Origin of the sequence: Phaeobacter sp. JH20_26 (assembly GCF_048056275.1) — a bacterium.
Lineage (GTDB): Bacteria > Pseudomonadota > Alphaproteobacteria > Rhodobacterales > Rhodobacteraceae > Phaeobacter > Phaeobacter bryozoorum.
Genome location: NZ_JAYMWL010000010.1, coordinates 27,452 through 52,555 on the forward strand (window position 1 = coordinate 27,452; position 25,104 = coordinate 52,555).

Below are 25,104 nucleotides of genomic sequence, written 5' to 3' on the forward strand. Positions count from 1 at the left end.
GATGTCTTCGCGCGAGCTCGTGGAAGAGGAACTTGTCTACGGTGCCCTGCGCCGGGAACAGCTTTGGCGGATGATCGGCATTTCCGGGGCAGGCTTTGGCGTATTCGGCTGTTTGACGGCTGCGGCTGTCGCGCTGATGGTCGAGACGCCGCCTCCCGTGGTTGTGCCCTACGATCCCGCGACCGGGATGGCGCTCCCCAATGCCACGGTTGAAACCGTGTCGCTCGCCGAACGCCCTGCCGTGATCGAAGCGCAAATCTACCGCTACATTCTCGACCGCGAAACCTACAACCAGCTCGACAACGATCTTCGTGTCCGCCGTGTCCTCGCACAGTCTTCCGGATCGGCCGAGGCCAACATGCGCGCGATGTGGACATCGGGGCAGGAGAGCTATCCGCCGACGCGTTACGGGGCTGCGGCCGAGATGGCCGTTGAGATCGCATCGATCACCCTTATTGGCGAGAACCGCGCCCAGGTGCGGCTCAGAAAGCGCCTGACAAGCCCGCAGGGGGTACAGGATGGATCGTTCACTGCCACGTTGATGTTCGAATTCCGGCCAGAGCGGACCCGCGCGATCGACGATGTCTGGCAAAACCCTTTCGGTTTCACCGTCACCCAATATGCCATCCGATCGGACCGCTCCGAATGACTCGCACTCCAATCTCTGCGCTGCTGGCCGCCAGTATTCTCGCGTTCGCGGGAACAACTGCCTTGGCCGAAACCACGCCCCGCCCAGGTTCTCATGACAATCGCGTGCGCGTGGCGACCTGGACTGAAGGCCAGGTCTACCGTGTCGTCACGACTCTGACCCGCGTAACCACAGTCGAATTCGGTGAGGGTGAAACCATCCGCTCGATCATCGCCGGCGATACGGTCGGGTTTCAATTCGACGGTGTCCCGGGTGGCCGTGCCTTCGCCATCAAGCCGACAGCATCTGGCGTCGCCACCAACATCACCGTCTACACCAACCGTCGCTCCTACTACTTCCATGTCGTCGAAGCCCGGGAGACGCCGCATTATGTCGTGCAGTTCCGCTATCCTGAAAACCGCGTGCAACCCACCAGGGCGGTTGCAGCCGATGCGCCGAACGCGAACTATGCGGTCAGTGCCCGAGAAGAGTTCACGCCGACGGCCATCTGGGATGATGGTACCTTCACCTATTTCCGGTTCGCACGGAATGCGCCGGTGCCCGCCATCTTCCGATATTCGAACGGCAGGGAACGCGCGGTGAACAGCCAGGCCTTGAGTGACGGCGTCATCCGCGTGTCCGGCGTCAACCGACAATGGGTCCTTCGCCTTGGCGAAGAGGTGATTTGCGTCCAGGACGCAGGACAGGCCACATCATGACCGAAGGTACGGAAGACCTCGCCGCGCGCCTCGCGGCTCTCGAAGGTTCGACAGGCAAAGCGAAGGCAAACAAGCGGCCTGCACCGCTTGCCGCGATCCTTGGGGTCGTCGGCATCGCGGCAGCAGGCGGTCTGGCATGGGCTGCCCTACAGCCGTCGGCAGAAGCACCAATGGCGACCGCCGCGCCGGAGGAGTTCCAGAGCAGCGGCCCCGGATTCGGAGATCTGGCGCCGATTTCTGCCCCGGAGCCCAGCCAAGCCCCGCCTGCGGACACAGGTCCGAGCGAGTCTGAACTCGCGCTGATGGAAAGTCTTGCGACATTGAGAGCGGAACTCGAGGACCTGCGCGTAAGACCGGCCGAGGCCGCGGATAGCGGGGCGGAGCAGGCGATTGCGGACCTGACGGCACACATTGCCACCTTACAGGAAGCATCCGCCGAGGCTCAGCGTGCCCTCGAGCGGCAGCTGACCGAGCGGGATCGCGAATTGGATCAGCTCCGCATGGACTTGGAGCTTGCACGGCTTACCCCACCAGAGCCGACCTCATTGGGACCAAGTGAAGAAGAATTGCGGCTGGCCGAACTCGAAAGGCGGCGCGCAGCCGAAGCTGAGGCCCGTGCAGAGCGCATCGCGTCTCCTATGATCGCCTTCTCCGGGATGGGCGCGGGTGCGGATAGGGAGAACACGCTGGAAGCCGCACGTTTGAATGCAGATGAAGCCTTTGTTCGTTCGGGCGCACAACCTGCGCAGGTGACACGTGCCGAAGTGATCGCGAACCCATCGAACACGGTTGTTCAGGGCACCATGATTCAGGCTGTGACAGAGACGGCCCTCGACAGCACACTGCCCGGCGCGATCCGCGCCATCGTCTCGGAAGACGTCCATTCTTTCGATGGAACGCGTATCCTGATCCCGCGCGGCGCGCGGCTGATCGGGCGCTACCGCTCCGATGTCGCACTTGCCCAATCGCGCGTCATGGTGGCATGGGACCGGATCATCTTGCCCGATAATCAGACCGTGCAGATCAGCGCCTTCGGTGGAGACGAACTCGGCCGTACTGGCACCACCGGGTTTGTCGACACCCGTTTCGCGCAACGCTTCGGCTCCGCCGCGCTGATCTCCTTGATCGGCGCCCTGCCTGCGGCTGCAGCGGGTCAAATCGACAGCGAGGCGGCGGCCGATGTTGCGAGTGATGCCGGCACCGACCTGCGCGATAGTACGCAAAGCGTGATGCAGGACTATCTGGCGATCCGGCCAGTGATACATGTCGATCAGGGTACACGGATCACGGTCATGGTTGATCGTGACCTCGAGATTTTCTGACATGGCTGCAAGTTATCTGGAAGCGTCGCTCGACCGTTTCGGCCCCGAAGTCCTGCGCGACGACACGATCGAGATCTGCATCAATCCCGACGGACAAGTCTGGGGCGAATTCCAGGGCGATCACTTCATGCGAGGTCTCGGCAGCCCGCTGAGCCAGACCGAGATCAAGGACCTCGGCAACCAGATCGCCTCGGCCGCCTCGACGACGCTCAGCACGAAGAAGCCCATTGTCTCGGTCTCGATCCTATATCGAAATCGCCCGATCCGCGCTCAGGTGATCCAGCCGCCGGCAGTCGAGGGCGGGTTTTCAATATCGTTGCGGTTCTTCTCCTCCCTGCCGCTGGAGGCAATCCGGCTCGGCTTCCTCTATGGAAAGGAGCGCAGCCTCGAAGGTCTGCGGCGCGAACGAAACGCCGCGCTGCGCAATGTGGTTGCCTCCGGCGACATCGACGCCGCGCTGCGCTTCTGCGTCGAGAACAAGCTCAACATGATCGTTTCGGGCGGTACATCGACCGGCAAGACGGTCGCGGCGCGCAAGATCCTTTCGCTGATTCCGCCCGAAGAGCGGATCATCACCATCGAGGAGGCGGCCGAGCTGCGCCCCGAGCAGCCCAATGCCGTGACGTTGATCGCGGACCGGGACACGGATGCCCGCAGTGCCGATGTGCTCTTGGCCTCAACGCTTCGCATGCGACCCGACCGGATTGTCCTAGGCGAAGTCCGCGGTCGCGAGGCGATGACATTTCTCGAGGCAATCAACACCGGCCACGGTGGATCGCTGACCACGCTGCATGCCGAGACCCCACAACTTGCTGTTCGCCGCCTCGCCATCGCCGCCCTGAAAACCGATGTGCCGATGACCTATGCCGACATGATCGATTATATCGAGGGCTCAATCGACGTGATCATTCAGGCAGGCCGCCATGAAGGCGCGCGCGGAATCACCGAGTTCTTCCTGCCGGGTCAAACCACAGATTTGAACCTCGACACGGTCGACGGCAGAGGCAACAAGAGCCCCTCCGTTGCCACTGAGTAAAAAAGGAACCCCCCAGATGCGAAAACCAATTCTCGCACTCATGCTTGCCGCCTTGGCGGGCCCCCTTGTGGCGCAGACTTCGCCTCAGGTTTCAAACGATCTCACAGTCGATACGTCGCCTCAAAAGTACCGGATTTGCAACGATCGTCCGGCGCGACCGACTTGGATGGACGAAATAAATCCGCGTGAAGCCTACAAGGCAGCAGCTTTGATGGAGTTGTACGAAATTCGGGCCTGGGAGGAGATTGCAGAATCTGGCGACTGCGGCTGTGAAACCCGCTTTCCTGCTTGGGATAGCTCCGATGGCGAATATCATGAAAGGTATGCAGGCCTTAGCCAAGCCGAGCATTCAGCGTTTCGCCGCACCTGGATTGAAGTAAGGAAGCAACTCGAGCCGAGAGTGCGTACAATCTGCGAAGCTCAAGGCAACTGGTAATGGGCGTCGTCAGCTGGATGGTCGGAACGGTAGACGCGTTCCTTGTCGATGCGGCTGAGTCCCAGTTCGGGGCCGTGGCAAGCAATACCGGCACGATCGTCCTACTGATGGTTACGCTTTCGCTAATCGGCGTCTGCATCAACATGGCATTCCAGTTCCGCAGCATGGATGGGGCCAGCTTCTTTTGGTACCTGATCAAGCTGACCCTTATCGGTCTGTTCGCCTTCAACTGGGCCAACTTCAATGCAGTAGCAAACGCCGTCATTGGAGGCTTGGACTACGTCGCTGGCGCACTGGTGTCTTCGGTTGGCGGCGGAGGAGCCGGAGCCACACACTTTGCCGGCGAATTCGACATCCTGATCGAAAAATTCAGCCAGTACCTGAATGCCATCGGCAGCAACCTGAACTGGATGACGGGCGCGATCCTAGGCGGCATCGGGCTTATTCTTTTGAGCCTCCTTGGCTTCATGACCGGAATCGTCCTCATATTCGCCAAGATGATGCTGACCCTCATGCTCGGCCTTGCTCCGATCATGATCGCACTGTCGCTTTTCGATGCGACGAAGGATTTCTTCCACAGATGGGTCTCGACGACAGTCAGCTATGCCTTCTACCCCATCGTCATCGCAGCCATGTTTTCGACCGTCGTCGGCATGGCGAATTCGCTGCTCGCCCAACTCGGTGATCCGAACTCGGCCACCAACATCGGATCGCTCGTGCCGTTCTTCGTCATGGTGTTCCTGGCCAAGGGATTCGTTGCCGCAACACCTCTGATTGTTCGCGGCATCTCTGGAAACCTGATGGTGGCGGCCGCGCCCGCTGTCGTTGCGGGATCGGCCGGGATCATGCGGGGGGTCTTCAATACCGACGGCGTGAAGGGCCGAGCGCGGATCGGTGCGCTCACGACAGGCGAAGTGATCGGGCGAGGCGCGGTGCAGACGCCGGCCGCTGTGCGGAGCGCCGCGGCAACGGCAAGCGCGCAGGTGGTCAGAATGGCGGAACGGGCAAAACGTTTGCGAGAGTAGAAATGAGAAAGCAGCCTTTCGCCGCACCATGCTTGAACTCGAAAGATGCGGACATTGCCGCCTTTTGCCCACGCCGCTTTTGCTGACGCAGAAACCCTACTCATCTGCAGCACGCCATTTGTGGCGCCGCAGAGGATTTCCCTATTGCGGTCATTCATCTATGAAAATTTGGCTACTTCCAAAACGCCTTTTCGGTTGACACAGTAATTGCTGCAATCAGGATATCACGATGACATTGCCTTGATCGAAAATGGCTGGTGGTCAGGCTGAACGATGAAAGGGACGCTGTGGGAAGACTGAGCGTCGACGACCGGGTGGACGTTGATCCTGAACAGGCGATGGCACTGGCATGTGCCCTGTTTGAGGCCGCCGGCGCTGCTCCGGATATCGCTCATGAAGTGGCAGGTCACCTCGTGGAGGCTGAACAGTGCGGAACTGAATCCCACGGCGTAATGCGCATCCTGCAATACACGCGAGAGATGCTGGATGGCGCTTTGAAGCCTCGGGCAAGGCCTGAAATCCACCGGCATGACACGTGCCGCCTGTCTGTCCAGGCAAACGGTGGTATTGGAATTCCAGCGATGCGTATCGCCCATGAAATCGCGGCGGAAACTGCCGTTGAAACCGGTATTGCCGCTGTTGAGCTGTTGGGGGCCGGACATACCGGACGCCTTGGGGCATTCGGTGAGATAGCTGCGGAAAAGGGATGTCTTTCCATCGCGCTCGGTGGTGGAAACCGTAAGCGCTGGCGCATGGTTGCTCCGTATGGCGCATGCAACGCAGTGTTGCCCACCAACCCCTATTGCATCGCCATTCCAGGTGGTGACCGAGGGCCCGTCGTAATTGATATCGCCACATCGCAGGCGGCCGGGGGGTGGATCTATGCCGCCCGCGCCGCTGGCGTCAAACTGCCCGAAGGTTTGATCGTGGATAACAAAGGCAAGCCATCACGCGATCCCGAGGATTACTTCGACGGCGGGGCGATCCTGCCAAAGGGCGGACCATTGGGATATGGTCTGGCGCTGGTCGCTGAGCTGGTCGGTGAGGCCATGCTGGGCCCGGTGCTGGCAGGCGAGATCAACTGGCTCGTTCTGGCGCTTGATTGTCGCCGATACAACACCGCCCCGCACATGCGGACCGCCGCCGAGGAAATCCTGTCTGAAATCCGTGCATCGACCCCAGCCGAAGGCCACAATGCGGTGCTGGTGCCCGGCGAGCGCGAACGGGATCTGTACACAGCGGCGCAAGGGAAGCCTCTGAGGATACCGCGACAAACCTGGAACGCGATCGAAGACCTGGCCCGAGAGCTTGGAGTGGTACCCAAATAGAGCATGGTGCGACCACCATGGGGTTAAGCGTTTCGGGGATTTTCATCCCTGTTCGTCGGCTTAGACCATCGGTAAGGCCACGATCTGTCCCGTGCGCGTTTCGCCGTCCGGTGTTTCGATCCGGACATCCTGCCCGATATCCCAGAAACCGCGATCTATCATCGACAGGCCGATATTTGCATTAAGACGCGGAGACCAGATGCCAGACGTGATTTGGCCGACCTGCTTATTCCCGGCAAAGACCGGCCACGGAACCGAGCAGGTCGGAACGCGGGTGCCTCCGAATTTCAGGCCCCGTATTTCCCGGGATACACCGTCGTTCTGAATCTTCTGCAACGCTTTCAGGCCAACGAAATTAACGCTTCCATCCAGTTTGCAGAACTTGCCCAACCCCAGTTCCAGCGGATTGTTTTCACGGGTCATTTCGTTACCAAAGGAAAACAGCCCGCCTTCGATCCGCTCGATCAGATTTGGGCAGCCGGGAGTGATATTGAAGGCCTGCCCGGCCTCCCAGATCGTATCCCACAGCGCGGGGCCAAGAGAGCTGCCATTCAGATAAATTTCAAAGCCTCCCTGACGTGAATAGCCTGAACGGGCGATCACCTGGCTGGTGCCCTCGAACTCGAAACGAGCGTATTTGAAGAAACCAATGTCGCAAATTTCATCGCCAAATATGGTGGACAGCAGTGCTTCGGCCTTTGGGCCCTGCACCGCAAGCGGTGAGACATCGGGCTCGTCAATTTCGGCGTCCAGCTCCATCCCAATAGCCAGACCCATGGCGTAGAGCAGGACGTCACTGTCGGCAATCGACAGCCAAAAGCAATCATCGGCAATTTTCAACATGACCGGATCGTTGATCATGCCGCCCCGATGATCGACTATCGGAATGTAATAGCAATCGCCCACTTTCGCCGTGACAATATTGCGGGGCGTCATCAGTTGCACCAGCCGTTCCGCGTCCGGCCCGGAAATTTGCACCTGCCGTTGGCAGGATACATCCCAGATCTGCGCGTGTTCGCGCAGGTGCCAGTAATCCTCTTCAACCGATGGCTGGAACGCCTTGGGAAGAAGCATGTGATTGACCACCGAAAACCCGCGCACACCGGCCTGCTCCACACGGTCGGTATAGGGCGTACGGCGAATGCGGCGTGACATGTTGAGACCATCGGCCATAATCGTTCTTTCTGTTTTAGCTGGACGCCCAGGTAGAGTAGCTGTTGGGGTTGAGGATGACCGGCATATGGTACTTGCCGCCCGGATCCGGCATTGAAAACCGCAGCACGATCTCGCCGATGATCCGTTCATCCCCCTGGGGCAGGCCGCGCGCGGCCCAATAGGGCGCGGTCTGAAACGTCAGTTCGTAGATGGTGTTCTGATCCGCCGCAGACAGATCGACCTCTTGCGACAGGCGCCCGCCGTCATCCATCCGGGTGGAAAAAAGAGGGGTTTCGTCGCCCATTCGTGTCAGGCGCACTGCGATACCGCCGGCATGAGTGCCGTCGGTGCCGTTCAGAGTATGAGAGCTGATCAATGCCATTATTCGATCGACGCCTTGTCGCGCTTGTCCGCGGTGGCCGCCACGATCGGGCTGATCACGCCCCGTGCCTTGACGTTGACGCAGGCAGTCTTGCCGCTGGCGATGGCGCGTTGGATGGCGCCCGAGAGGTCTTCGCGCTTTGTAACCAGTTCGCCATGGCCGCCCATGCCTTCGAACATGGCGTGAAATGGAATGTCCCGAAAATCGGTGGCATAATGCTGTCCGTTCGAAAACAGTTTTTCCTGCTGCTGGCTGATGCAATCCAGACCGCCATTGTTGTCGATGACAACGACAATGGGGCGGTTTTCCTGAAAACAGGCCTCGATTGACAGGCCACCTGACAGGAAGGCCCCGTCGCCCGAGACCAGAACCACCGTCTTGTCCGGATGCACATTCTTGGCCGAGAGTGCAAAGGACACACCGACACCCAACAGGCTGTAGTTTCCCGGATGCATGATGCCGCCCAGTTTCAGACCGCGGGAGGCGGCGATATTGGTGGCGATCTCGTTCCAGAAATGGGTGTTGCCGCCGTCAAAGACCAGCCAGTCGCCATCCTTCATTTCGGCCTGAACATCGACACCCAGTTGCAGCGGGTGCATCTTGCGCCCCTCGGACAGATCGATTGCGGCTTCGGCTTCCAGATGATCGCTCCATTCCTGCACCCAGTCCTTGCGACGCTGGATCTGCAGGTCAAACCAGTTGCCCCAGGTCTTGCCGATACCGGACAATGCATCCAGAAACGCGCCCGGGTCCGACAGAAGCTGTATGTCGGCGCCGAAGTTATATTCCAGCTCCTCATGGCTGCCATTCACGCAGATCAGTTTGGTGCGTTCAGGAATGAACGGTGGGTTGCCGAAATTCATCTGGTTGTCCAGGCGGCACCCGACCATGACCACCACGTCGGCCTCATGGATTGCAGGTTTCGATGGGTGGTATTGGTGGAAATCCGCAAGCCCCATATAGCATTCCGAGGCCTCGCCCAGGTTTTTGGTGTGATAGGGAACGTTATAGACCGGCATCCGCAGCGCGGTTCCGGCCGCATCGAGCTTCGCTTCTGATCTCGACCACCAGACGCCGTGGCCTGCAATGATCAGGGGGCGTTTGGCGTTTTTGATCGTGTCCAGAACGGTCGCAAGCGCTGTGGGATCAGGCCAGGCACGTGGCACCGCGCGGTCCGAGCGATCGAACGGGCGTTCCTGACGCCCCGCGTCTTCCTCGAACGATGAAAACATGATGTCCACAGGCAGCGCCAGATGCACCGGACCCGGATAACCGGTTGTGGCAGCTGTCCAGGCGCGATCGACAAATTCGCTGATCCGTTCTCCATCCACGATCTGTTCGGAGTATTTGCAAAGCGGTGCTGCGATCGCAACGTCGTCGATCTCCTTGAACCCGCCGGATCCCTGACGTTTGAGAGTGGAGGAACCGGTGACAAAGATCACGGGCGAGCGTTCGCCCCAGGCTTCCAGCATCGCTGGGACGGCATTGGCAAACCCTTCCGGCCCGACCAGACAGAGCGATGGTTTGCGGGTGATCCGCGTATGACCGTCCGCCAGATGGCCTGCCACCTGCTCATGCGGGCAATTGATCACCGGCATCTGGCATTCCATGAACCCCTCAAGCGCCGGGTTGCAGAAGCCGCCCGCAAGGGTGAAAGCGTGCTCGACACCTTTTTCCTTGAATGCGCGCGCCAATATGGCGCCGCCTCTGATTTTTGATTGTGCATTCATCGCTGGTTTGGCCTCCTCAGGCTTTCGAAGTTTTATGTTACTGATTTTATCCGGGGGACTTGTTCATTCCCGTTACCGGGATCGCTGCTGTAGAGAATACTTCCCGACACCGCATTAATATCGTTCAGGCCGGTTTGCGCGAGCGTCAAGCTGGCGTCTTGGGCAAGGATTTTGATGATGGAGTTCAAACCCCTGGCACCATCCGCCCCCAGTGCATACAGCATTGGCCGACCGATCATGACAAAGTCGGCCCCCATCGCCAGCGCCTTGACAATATCCTCGCCGTTGCGGACGCCGCTGTCGAACAGAAGCGGATAGTCCGGCCCCACAGCGTTGCGGATAACCGGGAGCAGATCAATCGCCGCCGGAGCACTGTCTAACTGCCGGCCGCCGTGGTTGGACACGTGGATCGCGTCCACCCCGATCAGCTTTATGCGCAAGGCATCCTCTGCAGATGTGACACCCTTAACGATCAGTTTTCCGGCCCATCTGTTCCGCAACCGGTCAAGGAATTCCCAATCCGCCCCGGCTCGGCTGGCACTGCGGTCAAATCTGTTGCCATTTTTGCCCGACGCAAAATTCTTCGGTTCCGGCACTCCGTTCCAGAGCGTGGACAAGGACCACACAGGATGGCTGGCAAAGTCCCAAAATAGTTTCGGGCCGATGCGAAACGGCATGGCAAATCCGTTTCTCAGATCCCGTACCCGGCGCGAAACTTCCGGTACATCCACGGTCAGGATCAGTTTGTTGTAGCCAGCGGCCCGCGCGCGCTCCACCATCTCGAATGCCTGTTCGACTGGGCCACCCACGTAGAGCTGGAACCAGGCATTCTCTCCGGCCCAGTCGCGCATGTCTTCGATCGAGCTTGAAGCCGCCGAAGACAAGCACACAGGAATATTGAAAATATTAGCCGCTTGGGCGATCGCGCGGTCAGCTCCTGGCCACGACAAGTCACACATTCCCATGGGGGCAATCCCGAAAGGAAGGTCGAATTTCTGCCCAAGAAATGGTTTTCCCAGGCGCCGGTCCCCGACATTTTCCATGACCCTTGGCTGAAGCGTTATTTCGTCAAAACGCGACTGGTTACGGGACGTTGCCACTTCTCTTCCGGCAGCACCTTCGATGAAGTCGAAGATGACTTTCGGCTGCCGCCGTGCCGCCAGGAATCTCGCGTCCTCCGTCGAGAAAATACGCCTGCTGAGGCACGGATTTATGTCGGTATTCTGCGAAATCGGTCTATCCTTGAGGGCTAGGGCGCAACGTGTGGCCATTGTATTCTGAACGAAGATTCAGTCTCCAATCGAAATTGATCCGCCATCCATTTGGAAATGCTATGAGACGCCGGGGTTCTTCCGGTTTGTGAAGCTCTGACCTAGGCACTTATTGTCTCTTTCATGAGATCGTCGCGCTGCATTTTTTCGAGTTGTTCCAGAGTGATATGACAACGGATGGCATGGCTGTTTTCTTTTTGCTGCCAGGGGGGTGTGTCAGTATGGCAAATCGCTCCGAGTTTATGCGGACAGCGGCGCTGAAACGGGCATCCCTGCGCGGGCGGAGCCAGTTCGACAACATCATCGGCGCTCAGTTTTGGCCTGACATCGGGGTCCGGTTCCAGAACGGCGCCCAGCAATACCTCGGTGTAAGGGTGCGATGGCATTGCGTAGACATCCGCTGCCGGGCCAATTTCGCACAAACGCCCCTGATAAAGCACCGCAACCCGGTCCGACAGGGCGCGCACGACTGCAAGATCATGGGAGACAAAGATATATGTCGTACCCTGGTCCTGCTTCAGATCATTCAGAAGGTCCAGAACCGCCGCCTGAACCGAAACATCCAGTGCCGAAGTGACCTCGTCACAAAGCACCAGCTCCGGCTCGGCCGCAAAGGCACGTGCAACGGCAACACGCTGCTTTTCGCCCCCTGACAATTGGCTGGGCAAGCGATCAAGATAATGCGCGCCAAGCCGAACGCGCTCCAGCAACTCGGCACTGCGATCATGGAGCGCCTGACCCGTGAGGCCGAAATAAAGCTTCAGCGGTTGTTCAAGTATCTCGGCAATGGTGTGGCGCGGATTCAGGCTTTCATCTGGGTTCTGGAAGATTAGCTGAATGCGACGCAGGTGATCGGAGCCGCGCTTTTCGACCTCCGGCGGAAGCGCGTCACCATCGCCAAATTCGAGTGCACCTTCTGCAGGGGGCAACAACCCCGCAACGGTTTTCAGGATCGTTGATTTGCCACTGCCGCTTTCCCCCACAAGTCCAAGCGTTTCGCCCTTCCTGAGTGATATTGAAATGTCATCCACGGTAGCGGGTTTGCCATGGGCACGTCCACGCCAGCGATCAAAGAGCCCCGGTTTATCATAGCGGATCGCGACATCGCCCAAGCGCAATACCGGGTCCGCATCCGGATCGGCGGCGCTGGACGCCTTGCCGCCCGACATCATCGACAGCTTGTGCGACTGGTCGGCGTGATGGCATCTGACCAAGGCCCCGCCGGGCCCCTCGTCAAGCGATGGGCGGGCGGTTCGGCACAAGTCACTGGCAATGCCACAGCGATCGACGAAGGCACAACCGCTTCCGGCACCCCCAGGTGCGGGCGGACGACCGTGCAGCGCGGTCGGCAGATGCGGATCGCTCAGTTTGGGGATTGAGCTAAGCAAGCCACGGGCATAGGGGTGGGTCGGTGTCTTCAGCACCTGCCGGGTTGTTCCTTCCAGCGCAACCTCGCCGGCATACATCACGACCACGCGGTCACAAACCTGGGCGATGGCACCCAGATCGTGGCTGACATAAACCATCGCCATACCGGTGTCGGCGGCCAGATCCCGCAACAATTCCAGGATATGCGCCTGCGTTGTTACATCCAGTCCGGTCGTCGGTTCGTCCAGCAGCAATGCTGCGGGTTCTCCGGCCAGGGCCATTGCGATGGCAGCGCGTTGTTGTTGGCCGCCCGATAGCTCATGCGGGTAGCGGGTGAAAATTGCTTCCGGGTCTGGCAGGCGTACCTGTGCCAGCAATTGCAGGACCCGGTCACGGTGGGCCGTTGGATCAACTTTGCTGTGCAGCCGCAGGGCTTCTGTCAACTGCGTGCCAATCCGCAAAGTCGGGGTCAAAGATTGCCCGGAATTCTGCGGGACAAGGCCCAGCTTGCCACCACGCAACCCTTCAAGTTCGGTTCGGTTGAGCGTGAACAGGTCGCGGTCCTCAAAATGGCAGTTGCCGCCCAGCACGCGCAGACCCCGTTTGAGGTATCCCATGGCCGCAAGCGCCAATGTGCTCTTGCCCGATCCGCTCTCGCCGACCAATCCCACGGTTTCGCCGGGCCGCACCGACAGATCAATATTCCGCAATACCGGAAGCGTTTGCCCGGAACGGCCGGTGAAGCCGATCGAAAGATCGCTGATTTTGATGATAGGAGTGTGTGTCATCTTACACCGGAGCTTTCTGTGTGCGGTCTATACCAAGTGCCTTTGCGAGCGCGTCCGCCGTTAGATTGATGCCGATGATGAGCGAAGAGAGCGCGATGACCGGCCCCAGCACACCCCAGGGCGCAAAGGACATGAAACCCCGGGCATCTGCGATCATCAGCCCCCAGTCGGGGGTCGGGGGAGAGACGCCAAATCCAAGAAACGAGAGGGACGAAAAGGCCAGCAGCATCCAGGACCAGCGCATGGCGCCCTCGACCATCAGGCTGTCCAGAACGTTGGGCAAGATCTCTTTGCGCATGATGGTCAAACGCGTCTGGCCACGCGCGCGTGCGGCCGAAACGAAATCGCGCGCAACCACATCGTGGGTTGCTGCGCGGGCAATGCGGATGACGGGGATGCCGTAAAAAAACGCCAATGTCGGGATCAGGACCTCGATACCAGTACCAAAGGTCACAATTAGTACCAGCATTTTCAGGATCCACGGCAAGGACAGGAACGCATCCACAACCCGCATCAGGACTTCATCCGTGCGCCCCCCGATCAGCCCGAAAAAAATGCCCAGCATTCCGCCCCAGAGCACGGCAACCGGCGTCGCGATGCTGGTCACAAGCATCGCTTCGCGCCCGCCCTGGATCGTGCGGCTAAAGACATCGCGGCCCAGATGGTCGGTTCCCAGCCAGTGGCTGGCCTCTGGTCCGGTCAGCATCATCGTCGAATTCATTTCCTTAAAATCATAAGGTGCGATGTAGGGGCTTGTCAGGGCAAGCACGACATGAAAGACAACCAGAAACAGACCGACCGCGCCGGACGGGCGCGAGAGCACATCGCGCAGCACGCTGCGAAATCGCCCCATGGCGGTATTTTGAGGGATTGCGGTTGTGACGGTCACGAAACTTATTTCCTTGTATACATTGTACGCAGGCGCGGGTTGGCGATCATGGTGAGAATGTCAGCTGACAGGTTCACGCCGACATAGACAGAGGCCACGATCAGCGCGAGCGCCTGTACTACAGGCAGGTCGCGGTCAGAGATCGAATCGATCATCATCCGGCCCAGCCCGGGGAAATTGAAAACGACCTCGATCACGACTACACCGCCCAAAAGCCAGGCGATCGTCAAAGCAACGACATTGATTGCGGGCAGTAGCGCATTGGGCAATGCGTGCCGAAAGATCATATGCCAGAATGGTACACCCTTGAGCGTGGCCATTTGAATGTAGTCGCTGCTCATGACGTCGATCACGGACGAGCGGACCATGCGCAGGATATGCGCGGTCATGACCATCGAGAGCACGATCACCGGCAGGATGATTTCGGGGAAAAAGGCGCTGGCGGGTGCGCTTGCGGAAACGAGCACGATCCCCGGCAGCCAGCCCAGCCAGGCCGAGAAGATCAGGATCAGAACTGTGGCGGACACAAATTCGGGGATCGTCATGGCGAAAATCGCAGATGTCGAGACAAAAAGATCTATCGGCTTGTCCCGCGTGAGGCCAGCAATGACCCCCAGAATGATGGCCAACGGCACACCAACACCCAGGGCGCAGAAGGCCAGCAAAAGCGAATTCCCAAGACGAGCGCCGACCAGCTGAGCGATACTGTCCTTGCCATTGGCTGAAATGCCCAGGTCTCCCTGTAGAGCATTCAGCGACCAGTCAAGATAGCGCTCGATCGCGGGCCGGTTCAGACCCAGATCTTCGCGGCAATTCTCAAGCAATTTGCCATGAGCCTCGCGTTCCAGAAACGCAGTGCAGGCATCGCCGGGCAGGATTTCAACACCGGCAAAGATGATCATCGACACGATGGCCACGGTGATACCGCCTAGAAACAACCGTCTTAAGAGCATGCCCAGCATCGGGAAAGACCTCGTGGAATGGGAATGCCCTGCCTAGACCAGCGCCAGGCAGAGCACCTGGGAGGTGGACTTGTGTTATTCGACGGTGATCAGGTGCCAGCGCACCGCGTCGTTTTTCACGTTGTCCAGGTTCTTGACACGCGATCCGACGCCAACGGTGCGGGTCACATGGTAAGGGATGAGCGTCCCGCCGTTTTCCTGCAGGTATTCCTGCGCGGCGACGTAGAGTGCACGGCGCTTTTCGAAGTCCAGTTCGCGCCGGGCGTCCGCCAGCATCTGATCGAAGGCGGCATCCTTGAAATAGGATTCGTTCCACTTTGCGGTGCTCAGATAGACCTCATGAAGGACCTGATCGGCGGGACGCTCGTTCCAGCGAGTGGCATAGATATCCTTCTGCATCCAGACCTGGCTCCAATATCCATCGGTTGGCGTCTGCACCACGTTAACCCGGATACCTGCCTCGGCGGCCTGTGCCTGATAGGCCACCGCCAAAGTGGGCCATGTCGGCTCCAGCGTGGCGACATGTACATCAATTTCCAGCCCGTCGGGATAGCCCGCTTCGGCCAGCAGCGCCTTGGCCCCCTCGATATCCTGCTCGCAGGTAAGATCTGCGCGATACTGGTCGTTGGGTTCGACCGGCGCGTCACAGGCAACAACACCTCCGCCCCCCAGGACCAGATCCACCAGCGCCTGTCTGTCTGCCACCATCCTCAGCGCCTTGCGCACGCGCGGGTCGCTATAAGGCTCGACATCGGTACGGAACACGAGGCCGCGCCAGTTGCCGGTCGGAATTTCCTGGACATTGAACTTTTCACTGCCGGACAGCATTACCTTCTGTTGTGCGGTAATGCCGCGTTCCATGTCGATCTGGCCACCCAGAAGTGCCTGAAGGCGTGCCTGACCATCCGGAATGCCGATAACCTCCATCCGAGCGACACCGGGTTCGCCTTCCCAGTAATCGGCGTTGGCGACCAGTACCGTGGTGCCTTCGGCATCGAAGGTTTCAACTTTGAACGGGCCGGTGCCGATGCCAGTGGCTGCAATATCGTCGCCAGAACCTTCCGGGATCATGCGCAACCGGTAATCCATCAGTTGCAGCGGCATGTCGGCAAAGGGCGTATCCAGGTTGAGTTTCACGGTCATGTCGTCGATCATCTCGACCGTTTGCACCATTTTGACCGCCGAACGGGCGGGCGATTCCAGCTCCGGATCAAGGACACGGTTCAGTGAATAAAGCACATCTGCAGCGTCAAAGGCGCTGCCATCGTGAAACGACACACCTTCGCGCAGAGTGAACGTCCATTCAGTCGCATCATCATTCGACGACCAGCTGACGGCAAGATCGGGCGATGGCTTGCCATCCAGCCCAGGCCGCACCAGCCGGTTCATGATTTTCTCGGTGATCTGGAACACCCGGCCTTTTGAAATCGGGTCCAGGCTAGATTGCGCTCCAAACCCGTATTCATGCGCTTGGCGGAACGTTCCGCTTGGCTCGGCGCTTGCGACAGAAGCGGCAAGCAGTGCCGCTACCGTCAGTCCAAACGTTTTCTTCATAGCTGCCTCCCTTGGGTTGACTATCGTCTCTTTCGAACGAGACGTGATTTTTTGCCCGGGTCGGTCAATGCTGATTACCGGCCTTCTTGCAGGCTTATTCAGTTCAGTATTTCCGAAGATCTTGAGGCCGAACAAATACCAATTGCTTAGCCACTCATTCTGAAATCAAATGAGTCAGATTTTATCGTAGAGATTGGCTATGAGAGATGGCGACGCCGAGAGGTTGCTTAGCGCATAAAATTTTCTACCGCGGCGACCCGCCTCGAGAGGCGCTCGGACAGGATAGAGACCAACTCAAGAGCATAGCGCGACAGGTGTTCCCGCCCCGGTGACACAAGCGATATATAGTAGGTCAGATCCTGCTGAATTGGGCGAAAAGCAACGCCGCCGATACGCACAGCCTGTTCTGCGGTAAACGGATCGGCAACGGCAAACACACCGATTTCCCTGACCATTGCAGCGGCAACATGCATATTGGTTGCCGACAGTCTGGACGCTTCCTGAAGCCGCTGCGACAAGGTGCTGTCGATCGACATCATGTCATCCGGAAACGCACCGCCAAAGGTGACAAAGGTTTCCGTCTCGGCCAGTTCTTCCAGATCGACGGCACCGGGCTGGCCGACCAGCGGGTGCTCTTCCGGCATCAGGCAGACATAGGGTGCCGCCGCCTGATACATCGTCTCCACGCCCTCGTAAGGCGGTTGCCGGCCGACGATGCCGAGATCCAGCTGGCGCATTTGAATCTCGTCCAGAATTGCAGGCGTGTTTCGCGTATGTACCATGAACCGGATATCATCATAACGCTGATAAAGTGTGTTTATGGCCTTCGGTAATTCAAATGTTGAAACGGACTGAATGGTCCCGATCGAGATAACCCCGCCACCGGATGTCCGGATTGAGTTTGCCAGTTTCTGTAGCCGGTCAACCCCGATAAACATGCCCTCGACGCCGTGATAGAATGTATTTGCTTCAACCGTTGGTGTCAGACCCCGCCCGACCCGCAAGAAAAGTGGAAAGCCCACGGATCGCTCAAGATCCGAGATCAGCCGGCTGACACTGGGCTGAGAGATATGCATCATCTCGGCGGCTTCCGTGATCGACCCCGACCGCATCGTCGCGCGAAAGGCTTCAAGCTGGCGTAAATTCAAACGGTTTTCCCCGTTTCTCGTGCGCCTAAAGATTAGCACCGGCTAGATCGAACTCAACCGGAATTTCTATGAAGTCCCGCCACTCATTTCATTTTCAAATGAATTGCAGATCAAATTGAATTTGTTGTGCCATCAATGGCTGGCTAGCTTTTCCGCAAACCACAGGATCAATGAGTGTTCCCCAATGCCACAACTGGACTTGCCATCGTCACCCTGGATGGATGAAGAACTGACAATGCTGGCAGATGCCTGCGCCCAGTTCTACGAACGGGAATGTTTGCCGCATTACGAGGCATGGGAAGCGAGAGGATCTTTTCCGCGCGACTTGTGGCTGAAGGCGGGTGAAATGGGCTTGCTGGGTGCGGAAGTGCCTGAACAATATGGCGGCTTGGGCGGCAGCTTCGCACATGATGCGGTGATCGCCTATCAGGGTAACCTGGCCGGGATTGATGGCTGGGGTAGCGGGCTGCACAACTCGATCGTGATCCCTTATCTCATTCACTACGGTTCCGAGGATCAGAAAACGCGCCTCCTCCCGCGCATGATCTCGGGCGATCTGATCGGCGCCATCGCGATGACCGAACCTGGCGCCGGATCAGATCTGCAAAACATCAAGACCACAGCAGTCAAAGAGGGGAGCGGCTACAAGATTTCCGGGTCCAAGACCTTCATCACCAATGGCACTCTGGCCAACCTTGTCATCGTTGCCGCCAAAACGGACCCGAAAGCGGGCGGGCGGGGTATTTCGCTGTTCCTGGTCGAGACCGACGGGCTGGAAGGGTTCCGGCGCGGGCGCAACCTGGACAAGCTGGGAATGAAATCGAACGACACATCAGAGCTTTTCTTTGATGAAATGCGCGTGCCTGCCTCGGCCCTTCTGGGCACGGAGGAAGGTCAGGGGTTTGTGCAGATGATGCGGGAACTTCCGCAGGAACGTCTGTTGATCGGCGTCTATGCGGTGGCGCGGATTGAGCGCGCCCTGCGGGTCTCCCTGGATTACGTTGCCGAGCGATCGGCTTTTGGAAAAAAACTCGCCGACTTCCAAAACACCCAGTTCGTTCTGGCCGAATGCGCGACCGAGGCCACGATTGCCAAAACCTTCCTTGACGCCTGCATTGCCGAACATCTCGAAGGCAAACTCAGCACGGAAAAAGCCTCGATGGCGAAATACTGGCTGACCGATCTGCAAGGAAAGATCATCGACCGCTGCCTTCAGCTGTTCGGCGGCTATGGGGTGATGGCAGAATACCCGCTTGAGCGGATGTATCGCGACAACCGGATCGAGCGAATCTACGCGGGCACAAACGAGATCATGAAGCTGGTGATCGCGCGTGGATTGTTGAGGGACTGATCATGGAATTTGGAAGCGACATCTTGCTTTGCGAAACCTCCGACAAGGTTGCGCGGGTGACAATGAACAGACCCGGAGCGCGTAACAGCTTGTCCATGGCAATGCTGGAACGGTTGCATAGTGCAATATACGCACTCGGCGCCGATGATAACATTCATGCCATCGTTATTGCAGGCAACGGGCCCGCCTTTTGTGCGGGTCATGATCTGAAAGAATTGACGGCGGCCAGAGCCTTTGACGATGGAGGGCAGGTGTTCTTTGAAAAGACAATGAACGCCTGTTCGCTTCTGATGCAGGCCATCGTGACCTGTCCGAAACCGGTGATTGCTCAGGTTCATGGCATCGCAACCGCTGCTGGCTGTCAACTTGTCGCAAGTTGCGATCTGGCCGTTGCGGCAAGTGATACGCGTTTTGCCACACCTGGTGTGAATATCGGCCTCTTCTGTTCAACGCCGATGGTCGCGCTCAGCCGCAATGTGTCGCGCAAGCGCGCGATGGAAATGCTGTTGACCGGCGACTTGATCTCCGCAGGCCAGGCTGCCGAATTTGGATTGTTGAACAAAATTGTAGAACCTGCCGTGCTTGCAGCCGAAGTTAACGCCCTGGCCCAAAAGATCGCCTCGAAATCCCCAGTAACCCTGCGGATCGGGAAAGAGGCCTTTTACAAACAGGCCGAGATGACGCTGCAAGACGCCTACGGCTACGCGTCGCAGGTCATGGTCGCCAATATGATGAAACCGGATGCCGCAGAGGGCATCAGCGCATTTATCGAAAAACGCCCGCCGCATTGGCGCGCATTGGGAGGATAGGAAATGGACTGTTGCGGACCGGGCTATGCGTCGCCAGCGGAGGCGATCAGGGCCCCGCGCGAGAAGCTGCTCTATACGATCGCGATCTATACGGGCACGGGCATTCAGCAGCCCGACTATCTGGCGACGGTCGATGTGGACCCCGAGAGCCCGACCTATTCTCAGGTCATTCACCGGCTGGAAATGCCCGGCATCGGGGATGAGCTGCACCATATGGGCTGGAATGCCTGTTCAAGCTGCCATGACGACAGCTCGATGGCGCGCAAATACCTGATCCTGCCCGGCGTGCGCTCGAACAACCTGCATATCGTCGACACCGCCACCGACCCGCGCGCGCCGCGGCTGCACAAGATCGTCGACGGGGCCGAGATAAAGGCCAAGGCTAACCTCAGCGGCCCGCATACGGTGCATTGCCTGGGCTCCGAGATCATCATCTCCTTCCTCGGCGACGCCAGGGGCGAGGCGCCCGGTGGCTATCTGCACCTGAACAAGGATTTCGAGATTGTCGGCCGCTGGGAAAACTCCATGGGCGACATCAAGTTTGGCTATGATTTCTGGTACCAGCCGCGTCATAATGTGATGGTAAGCTCGGAATGGGCCGCCCCTAACACCTTCATGCCCGGGTTCGATCTGGAAGAGGTGGGCCACCTCAAATACGGGCGCGAGCTGCACTTCTGGGATTTCGAGAAACGCGAGCCGATCGAGAGCATGTATCTGGGCGAAGACGGGCTCATCCCGCTCGAGGTCAAGTTCCATCACGACCCAGACAGCACCCACGGCTTCTGCGGCGCCGCGCTCAGTTCCAACGTCATCCACTGGTGGAAGGACGATGCCGGCAAATGGCAGTGGGAAAAGATCATCGATGTGGAAAACGAACCGCATCCCGAATGGCCGATCCCGGTGCCCGGCGTGATGTCGGCCATTCTGGTGTCGATGGATGACAAATACCTCTATCTCAACAACTGGCTGCACGGCGACATGCGCCAATACGATATCTCGGACCCGCATAACCCGAAACTCACCGGTCAGGTCTGGATGGGCGGGCTTCTGGGCCGCGCGCCGGTGGTCAACGGCGTGACGATGGCGGGCGGGCCGCAGATGTTCCAGCTCAGCCTCGACGGGCGCAGGCTTTACGTGACCACCAGTCTGTTTTCCACATGGGACAATCAGTTCTACCCCGAGATCCGCGAAAAGGGTGGCGTGATGGTGATGATCGACTGCGATCCGGAAAACGGCGGCATGAAGATCAACGAGGAGTTCATCGTCGATTTCGGCCAGGAACCGGGCGGCCCCGCGCGCTGCCACGAAATGCGCTATCCCGGTGGCGACTGCACATCGGATATCTGGCTGTGAGGCGGACACGGGAAACCCCCGCCCCGGGCCTGACCCGGGGCCTCTGCCCGAGGGTGACAGGAGGTCCCGGACCAAACCCGGGACGCGTTGGAAAATGACCACGCATACTGTCACCATCGCCAACCGCGACAACGCAACATACGTGGTCGACGCCCGCCGCCCGCTCCTGGACTCCTTACGCGATCAGGGGGTCGATCTGCCTTATGGCTGCAAATACGGCGGCTGCATCACCTGTGCGGCCAAGCTGACCACGGGCGAGGTCGATCAGCGCCGCCAGGTTGCCCTCAACAACCGGCAGATCGCCAATGGCTACGTGATCCTCTGCGTCGCCCGGCCCATATCCGACATCACGCTGGAAATCGGTGTCGAAAGCCATGACAGGCTCTACCGCAATCCGTTCCTCGACCCGCTCAAACCCCACGAACTCAAGGCGGATATCGCTACACCGAAGGAAGGCTAGAACCCATGCCCGCAACCGCCCTCGACGATCTTTACGACTATGACCCGGCCTATCTGGCCGGGATCCTGAAATCGGTGAAATCCATCGCCATGGTGGGCGCCAGCGCTGACAAGACCAAGTTCAGCTATGGGGTGCTGCGCGTCCTGCACGAAACCGGCTATGACATGATCCCGGTCAACCCCAACCCGAAGGTCACAGAGATCAGGGGGATCAGGGTCTACCACTCCTTGCAGGAGATTGACCGCCCCGTCGACATGGTCGAGGTCTTCCGCCCCAAGGAAGAGCTTTACGGCATCGCCGAACAGGCCATCGCCATCGGCGCCAAGGTTCTGTGGGGCCAGATCGGCGTCTACGACGACGCGGCCGCGCGCCTTGCCGAGAATGCCGGCCTAAAAGTCGTCATGAACCGCTGCCCCAAGATCGAGCTGTTCCGACCCTTCTGGAAACCAAGGCTGGACCTGAAAATATGACGGAACGCCCGCTGCACGGCTGCTGCTGCGCCGGGGCAATGCCGGTCGACTGGCCACTGGAGGCGTTGCTTGGAACGCTGCGCCGGTTCCTGAAACGAGAGGATGAGACAATGGGTCAAACCATCACGAAAAACGCAAAGGATATCGTCCGGGAGGCGCTGGCCGCCGTGCCCGCCATCAGCGTCGAAGTGGCGCTGCCGCTGGTGACCAGCGAGACCCATGTCTTCGTCGACCTGCGCGACGGAACCGAACAGGCGAAAACCGGGCGCATCCCCGGCGCCGTCGCTTCGTCCCGCGGCATGATGGAATTCCACATCGACCCGGAAAGCCCCGCCCACAAGCCGGAATTCAACCAGGACAAGACCTATGTCTTCTACTGCGCCTCCGGCGGACGATCCGCGATGGCAGCGCAGGTGGCGATGGACATGGGCCTCACGCCGGTCCTCAACCTCAGCGGCGGCATCGCCGCCTGGACAAAAGCTGGCGGCCCGCTGAGCAGGACCGATACATGAGAGATGTAGTCATTTGTTCAGGCGTCCGCACAGCCATTGGCAGCTTTGGCGGAGCGCTCGCCGAAACCCCACCTTGCGAACTGGCCACATCGGTCGCGCGTGAGGCGATCCTACGCGCAGGCGTTGCACCTTCGTCGGTGGAACAGTCTGTCTTCGGACATGTGATCCACACGGAACCGCGCGACATGTACCTGTCACGCGTCGCTGCAATCGGCTCTGGTGTGCCCGAGACCGCGCCTGCGCTCACACTGAACCGGCTTTGCGGCAGTGGATTGCAGGCGGTGGTCTCTGGCGCTGAACAGATCATGCTGGGCCATGCCAATGTGGTTCTGACCGGAGGCGCAGAAAACATGAGCCGCGTCGGGCATATGATGCACGCGGCACGCTTTGGCGCCAGGATGGGAGACACCAGCGCAACCGACATGATGACCGGCGCCCTGACCGACCCGTTTGGAAACGGGCACATGGGGATGACGGCTGAAAACGTGGCACAAGCAAGCGATATCACCCGCGTAATGCAGGATAGGCTTGCTCTGCAAAGCCACCAGCGCGCATCTGCTGCAGTCGAAGCGGGCCGCTTCGAGGATCAGATCTTGCCGATCCGGGTCAAACAGGGCCGCAAGGACATCAAATTCGATACTGATGAGCATGTCCGCCGTGATGTGGTGTTGGCGGATCTCGAAAAGCTGCGCCCCGCATTCAAAAAGGACGGCTCGGTTACGCCCGGTAATGCGTCGGGCATCAATGACGGGGCAGCCGCCCTTGTACTGGCGGCAGAGGAACATGCAAACGCAAGAGGGCTAACTAAACTGGCGATCATTCGCGCCACGGCCCTTGGTGGCGTCGCACCCAGAGTTATGGGCATGGGGCCGGTGCCAGCCGTCACCACCGCGTTGACGCGCGCCGGGCTGCGCATCGCTGACATGGCCTGTATTGAGTCAAACGAAGCATTTGCTGCGCAAGCGTGTGCCGTGTCGGCAGAATTGGGGTTCCCACCTGACATCACCAACCCGAACGGGGGCGCTATCGCGCTTGGCCATCCGATAGGCGCATCCGGCGCAATCATCCTGATCAAGCTGATTTACGAGTTGCGCCGTATTGGTGGGCACTACGGCCTGGCCACGATGTGTATCGGCGGAGGGCAAGGAATTGCCATGATCATCGAAAACCCGGAGGCCGATAGATGAGTCATATCAAACGCATCGCCGTTATCGGTGCCGGCACGATGGGGGGTGGAATTGCTATCTCGGCCATCTGTAGCGGTGTTGACGTGATCCTGGTCGATACGTCTCAGCTTTCACTGAACAATGCCCTGGCGCGCGTTCGGAAATACCTGACCCGTCAGGTTGAAAAGCAGAAGATGACCGAGAAAGCGGCCTCTGCTGCCCTGGGCCGTCTGGCCACCTCCACTGCCCTGCAGGAAGCTGCGGGATCTGATCTGGTGATCGAAGCGGTGTTCGAGGATCTAGATGTCAAGCAATCCGTCTTTGCCGAGATCGAACAGGCCGTCGCCCCGACGACATTCCTCGCCACCAATACCTCTGCCCTGAAGGTCGCCGATATCGGATCCGAAATGGCGCATCCCGAACGACTTTGTGGCATGCACTACTTCAGCCCCGCCGAGGTCAACCCGGTTGTCGAAGTTATCAGGGCCGAATACACCGTGCCCGATACCGTGGCCGCAGTTTTGCCCTTCCTGACGCAGTGCAAAAAAGAGGCGATCAAATGCAAGGATCACCATGGCTTTGCCCTCAACCGGTTCTTCTGCCCCTACACGAATGAAGCTGCGCGTTGCCTGGATGATGGGCTCGGATCGCCCGCCCAGATTGACGCGGTCGCAAAAGAGGTTTTTGGCGTGCCTGTAGGGCCCTTCTTCGTCATGAACATTGTCAAACCCAGAATCAACCTCGCAGCGGTGCGCAGCCTGGCCTCACTCGGCCCATTCTATGCACCAGCGGTCAGCCTGCAGAGATGCGGTGATGGTGACCAATACTGGGATCTGTCCGATTGCGGCACGCCTCTGTCCGAGACCGCGTGCAGGCAAATTTCCGACCGCCTCAAAGGCGCGGTGTTTCTGGCCGTGCAAGAGGAACTGAACGAGGAAATCGCAGAGCCTGAAGCAATTGATCTTGGAGCGCGGAAGGCTTTCGCTTTCGCAAAAGGCCCCGTTGAAATGATGAGGACATTGGATGAGCACGCGTTAAAACGACTCTTCGACCTGGTGCGCCGAAGCGACGGCGTGGCGCATTGAAATCTATCCAATTCCTGTTGATGCATTTGGCGCTTTGCAATGCGCAGATGACGCTTATTATCAAATTTCACTTGCCAGAAATTCTGAACGACGGACAGTCTTCAGTTCACACGCGTGCAATGCGACAGTTTGATTGAAATTGCGCTGGCTTTACCTT

24 protein-coding genes are annotated in these 25,104 nt (G+C 59.0%); 15 read left to right on the forward strand and 9 right to left on the reverse strand.

What is annotated here, in order from left to right:
• The first annotated feature begins 1 nt into the window (after position 1).
• The 7 genes from VWY60_RS04640 to VWY60_RS04670 all read left to right on the forward strand — a co-directional run bounded on the left by VWY60_RS04640 (position 2) and on the right by VWY60_RS04670 (position 6,494).
• Positions 2–649, forward strand: coding sequence for a virB8 family protein (locus VWY60_RS04640; protein WP_416541064.1), 648 nt, complete (start codon positions 2–4; stop codon positions 647–649).
• Entirely contained in the window at positions 646–1,347 is a 702-nt protein-coding gene (locus tag VWY60_RS04645) for a TrbG/VirB9 family P-type conjugative transfer protein (protein ID WP_009574160.1), read from the forward strand. Before VWY60_RS04640 ends, VWY60_RS04645 begins: the two co-directional genes overlap by 4 nt.
• The gene (locus VWY60_RS04650) at positions 1,344–2,669 is read left to right on the forward strand and encodes a TrbI/VirB10 family protein (RefSeq protein WP_416541536.1); all 1,326 of its coding nucleotides are present in this window, start codon (positions 1,344–1,346) and stop codon (positions 2,667–2,669) included. The genes VWY60_RS04645 and VWY60_RS04650 overlap by 4 nt, the downstream gene beginning before the upstream one ends.
• Before the next feature lies 1 nt (position 2,670).
• Positions 2,671–3,705, forward strand: coding sequence for an ATPase, T2SS/T4P/T4SS family (locus VWY60_RS04655; protein WP_416541537.1), 1,035 nt, complete (start codon positions 2,671–2,673; stop codon positions 3,703–3,705).
• A gap of 16 nt (positions 3,706–3,721) precedes the next feature.
• On the forward strand, positions 3,722–4,141 hold the full coding sequence (locus VWY60_RS04660; RefSeq protein ID WP_416541538.1) for a hypothetical protein: 420 nt from the start codon (positions 3,722–3,724) through the stop codon (positions 4,139–4,141).
• Entirely contained in the window at positions 4,141–5,166 is a 1,026-nt protein-coding gene (locus VWY60_RS04665; protein WP_416541539.1) for a type IV secretion system protein, read from the forward strand. Before VWY60_RS04660 ends, VWY60_RS04665 begins: the two co-directional genes overlap by 1 nt.
• Before the next feature lie 257 nt (positions 5,167–5,423).
• Complete coding sequence (locus VWY60_RS04670; protein WP_416541540.1) at positions 5,424–6,494, forward strand: Ldh family oxidoreductase; 1,071 nt, start codon at positions 5,424–5,426, stop codon at positions 6,492–6,494.
• Between the two features lie 60 nt (positions 6,495–6,554).
• On the opposite strand, the gene VWY60_RS04675 is transcribed toward VWY60_RS04670, so the two are convergent.
• The 9 genes from VWY60_RS04675 to VWY60_RS04715 form a co-directional block, all read right to left on the reverse strand.
• On the reverse strand, positions 6,555–7,667 hold the full coding sequence (locus VWY60_RS04675; protein WP_416541573.1) for a dimethylsulfoniopropionate demethylase: 1,113 nt from the start codon (positions 7,665–7,667) through the stop codon (positions 6,555–6,557).
• A 16-nt stretch (positions 7,668–7,683) separates the two neighbouring features.
• Positions 7,684–8,031, reverse strand: a complete 348-nt coding sequence (locus VWY60_RS04680) for a hydroxyisourate hydrolase (RefSeq protein ID WP_416541541.1) — start codon at positions 8,029–8,031, stop codon at positions 7,684–7,686.
• The gene (locus VWY60_RS04685; protein ID WP_416541542.1) at positions 8,031–9,761 is read right to left on the reverse strand and encodes a thiamine pyrophosphate-binding protein; all 1,731 of its coding nucleotides are present in this window, start codon (positions 9,759–9,761) and stop codon (positions 8,031–8,033) included. The genes VWY60_RS04680 and VWY60_RS04685 overlap by 1 nt, the downstream gene beginning before the upstream one ends.
• A 32-nt stretch (positions 9,762–9,793) precedes the next feature.
• Positions 9,794–11,032, reverse strand: a complete 1,239-nt coding sequence (locus VWY60_RS04690; RefSeq protein WP_416541543.1) for an alpha-hydroxy acid oxidase — start codon at positions 11,030–11,032, stop codon at positions 9,794–9,796.
• Positions 11,033–11,133: 101 nt separating this feature from the next.
• A complete protein-coding gene (locus tag VWY60_RS04695; protein WP_416541544.1) occupies positions 11,134–13,188 on the reverse strand; it encodes a dipeptide ABC transporter ATP-binding protein in 2,055 nt (684 codons plus the stop codon).
• Position 13,189: 1 nt separating this feature from the next.
• Positions 13,190–14,077 carry an ABC transporter permease gene (locus VWY60_RS04700; protein ID WP_416541545.1) on the reverse strand — a complete coding sequence of 296 codons (888 nt, stop codon included), beginning with the start codon at positions 14,075–14,077 and terminating at the stop codon, positions 13,190–13,192.
• A gap of 5 nt (positions 14,078–14,082) precedes the next feature.
• Positions 14,083–15,039 (reverse strand): ABC transporter permease, encoded by a 957-nt coding sequence (locus VWY60_RS04705; protein WP_416541546.1) that lies wholly within the window; start codon positions 15,037–15,039, stop codon positions 14,083–14,085.
• 75 nt (positions 15,040–15,114) lie between these two features.
• The gene (locus VWY60_RS04710) at positions 15,115–16,593 is read right to left on the reverse strand and encodes an ABC transporter substrate-binding protein (RefSeq protein WP_416541547.1); all 1,479 of its coding nucleotides are present in this window, start codon (positions 16,591–16,593) and stop codon (positions 15,115–15,117) included.
• 227 nt (positions 16,594–16,820) lie between these two features.
• The gene (locus VWY60_RS04715) at positions 16,821–17,780 is read right to left on the reverse strand and encodes a LysR family transcriptional regulator (RefSeq protein WP_416541548.1); all 960 of its coding nucleotides are present in this window, start codon (positions 17,778–17,780) and stop codon (positions 16,821–16,823) included.
• Positions 17,781–17,925: 145 nt separating this feature from the next.
• On the opposite strand from VWY60_RS04715, the gene VWY60_RS04720 reads away from it, so the two are divergent.
• The 8 genes from VWY60_RS04720 (at position 17,926) to VWY60_RS04755 (ending at position 24,947) form a co-directional block, all read left to right on the forward strand.
• Positions 17,926–19,092, forward strand: a complete 1,167-nt coding sequence (locus VWY60_RS04720) for an acyl-CoA dehydrogenase family protein (RefSeq protein WP_416541549.1) — start codon at positions 17,926–17,928, stop codon at positions 19,090–19,092.
• 2 nt (positions 19,093–19,094) lie between these two features.
• Positions 19,095–19,901, forward strand: a complete 807-nt coding sequence (locus tag VWY60_RS04725) for an enoyl-CoA hydratase (RefSeq protein WP_416541550.1) — start codon at positions 19,095–19,097, stop codon at positions 19,899–19,901.
• A 3-nt stretch (positions 19,902–19,904) separates the two neighbouring features.
• Positions 19,905–21,254, forward strand: coding sequence for a selenium-binding family protein (locus VWY60_RS04730; protein ID WP_416541551.1), 1,350 nt, complete (start codon positions 19,905–19,907; stop codon positions 21,252–21,254).
• A 94-nt stretch (positions 21,255–21,348) separates the two neighbouring features.
• Positions 21,349–21,714 (forward strand): 2Fe-2S iron-sulfur cluster-binding protein, encoded by a 366-nt coding sequence (locus VWY60_RS04735; protein ID WP_416541552.1) that lies wholly within the window; start codon positions 21,349–21,351, stop codon positions 21,712–21,714.
• A 5-nt stretch (positions 21,715–21,719) separates the two neighbouring features.
• The gene (locus VWY60_RS04740) at positions 21,720–22,184 is read left to right on the forward strand and encodes a CoA-binding protein (RefSeq protein WP_416541553.1); all 465 of its coding nucleotides are present in this window, start codon (positions 21,720–21,722) and stop codon (positions 22,182–22,184) included.
• Positions 22,181–22,696 carry a rhodanese-like domain-containing protein gene (locus tag VWY60_RS04745; RefSeq protein ID WP_416541554.1) on the forward strand — a complete coding sequence of 172 codons (516 nt, stop codon included), beginning with the start codon at positions 22,181–22,183 and terminating at the stop codon, positions 22,694–22,696. Before VWY60_RS04740 ends, VWY60_RS04745 begins: the two co-directional genes overlap by 4 nt.
• Positions 22,693–23,883, forward strand: a complete 1,191-nt coding sequence (gene bktB, locus VWY60_RS04750) for a beta-ketothiolase BktB (RefSeq protein ID WP_416541555.1) — start codon at positions 22,693–22,695, stop codon at positions 23,881–23,883. The genes VWY60_RS04745 and bktB overlap by 4 nt, the downstream gene beginning before the upstream one ends.
• The gene (locus tag VWY60_RS04755) at positions 23,880–24,947 is read left to right on the forward strand and encodes a 3-hydroxyacyl-CoA dehydrogenase family protein (RefSeq protein ID WP_416541556.1); all 1,068 of its coding nucleotides are present in this window, start codon (positions 23,880–23,882) and stop codon (positions 24,945–24,947) included. The genes bktB and VWY60_RS04755 overlap by 4 nt, the downstream gene beginning before the upstream one ends.
• Positions 24,948–25,104: the final 157 nt, after the last annotated feature.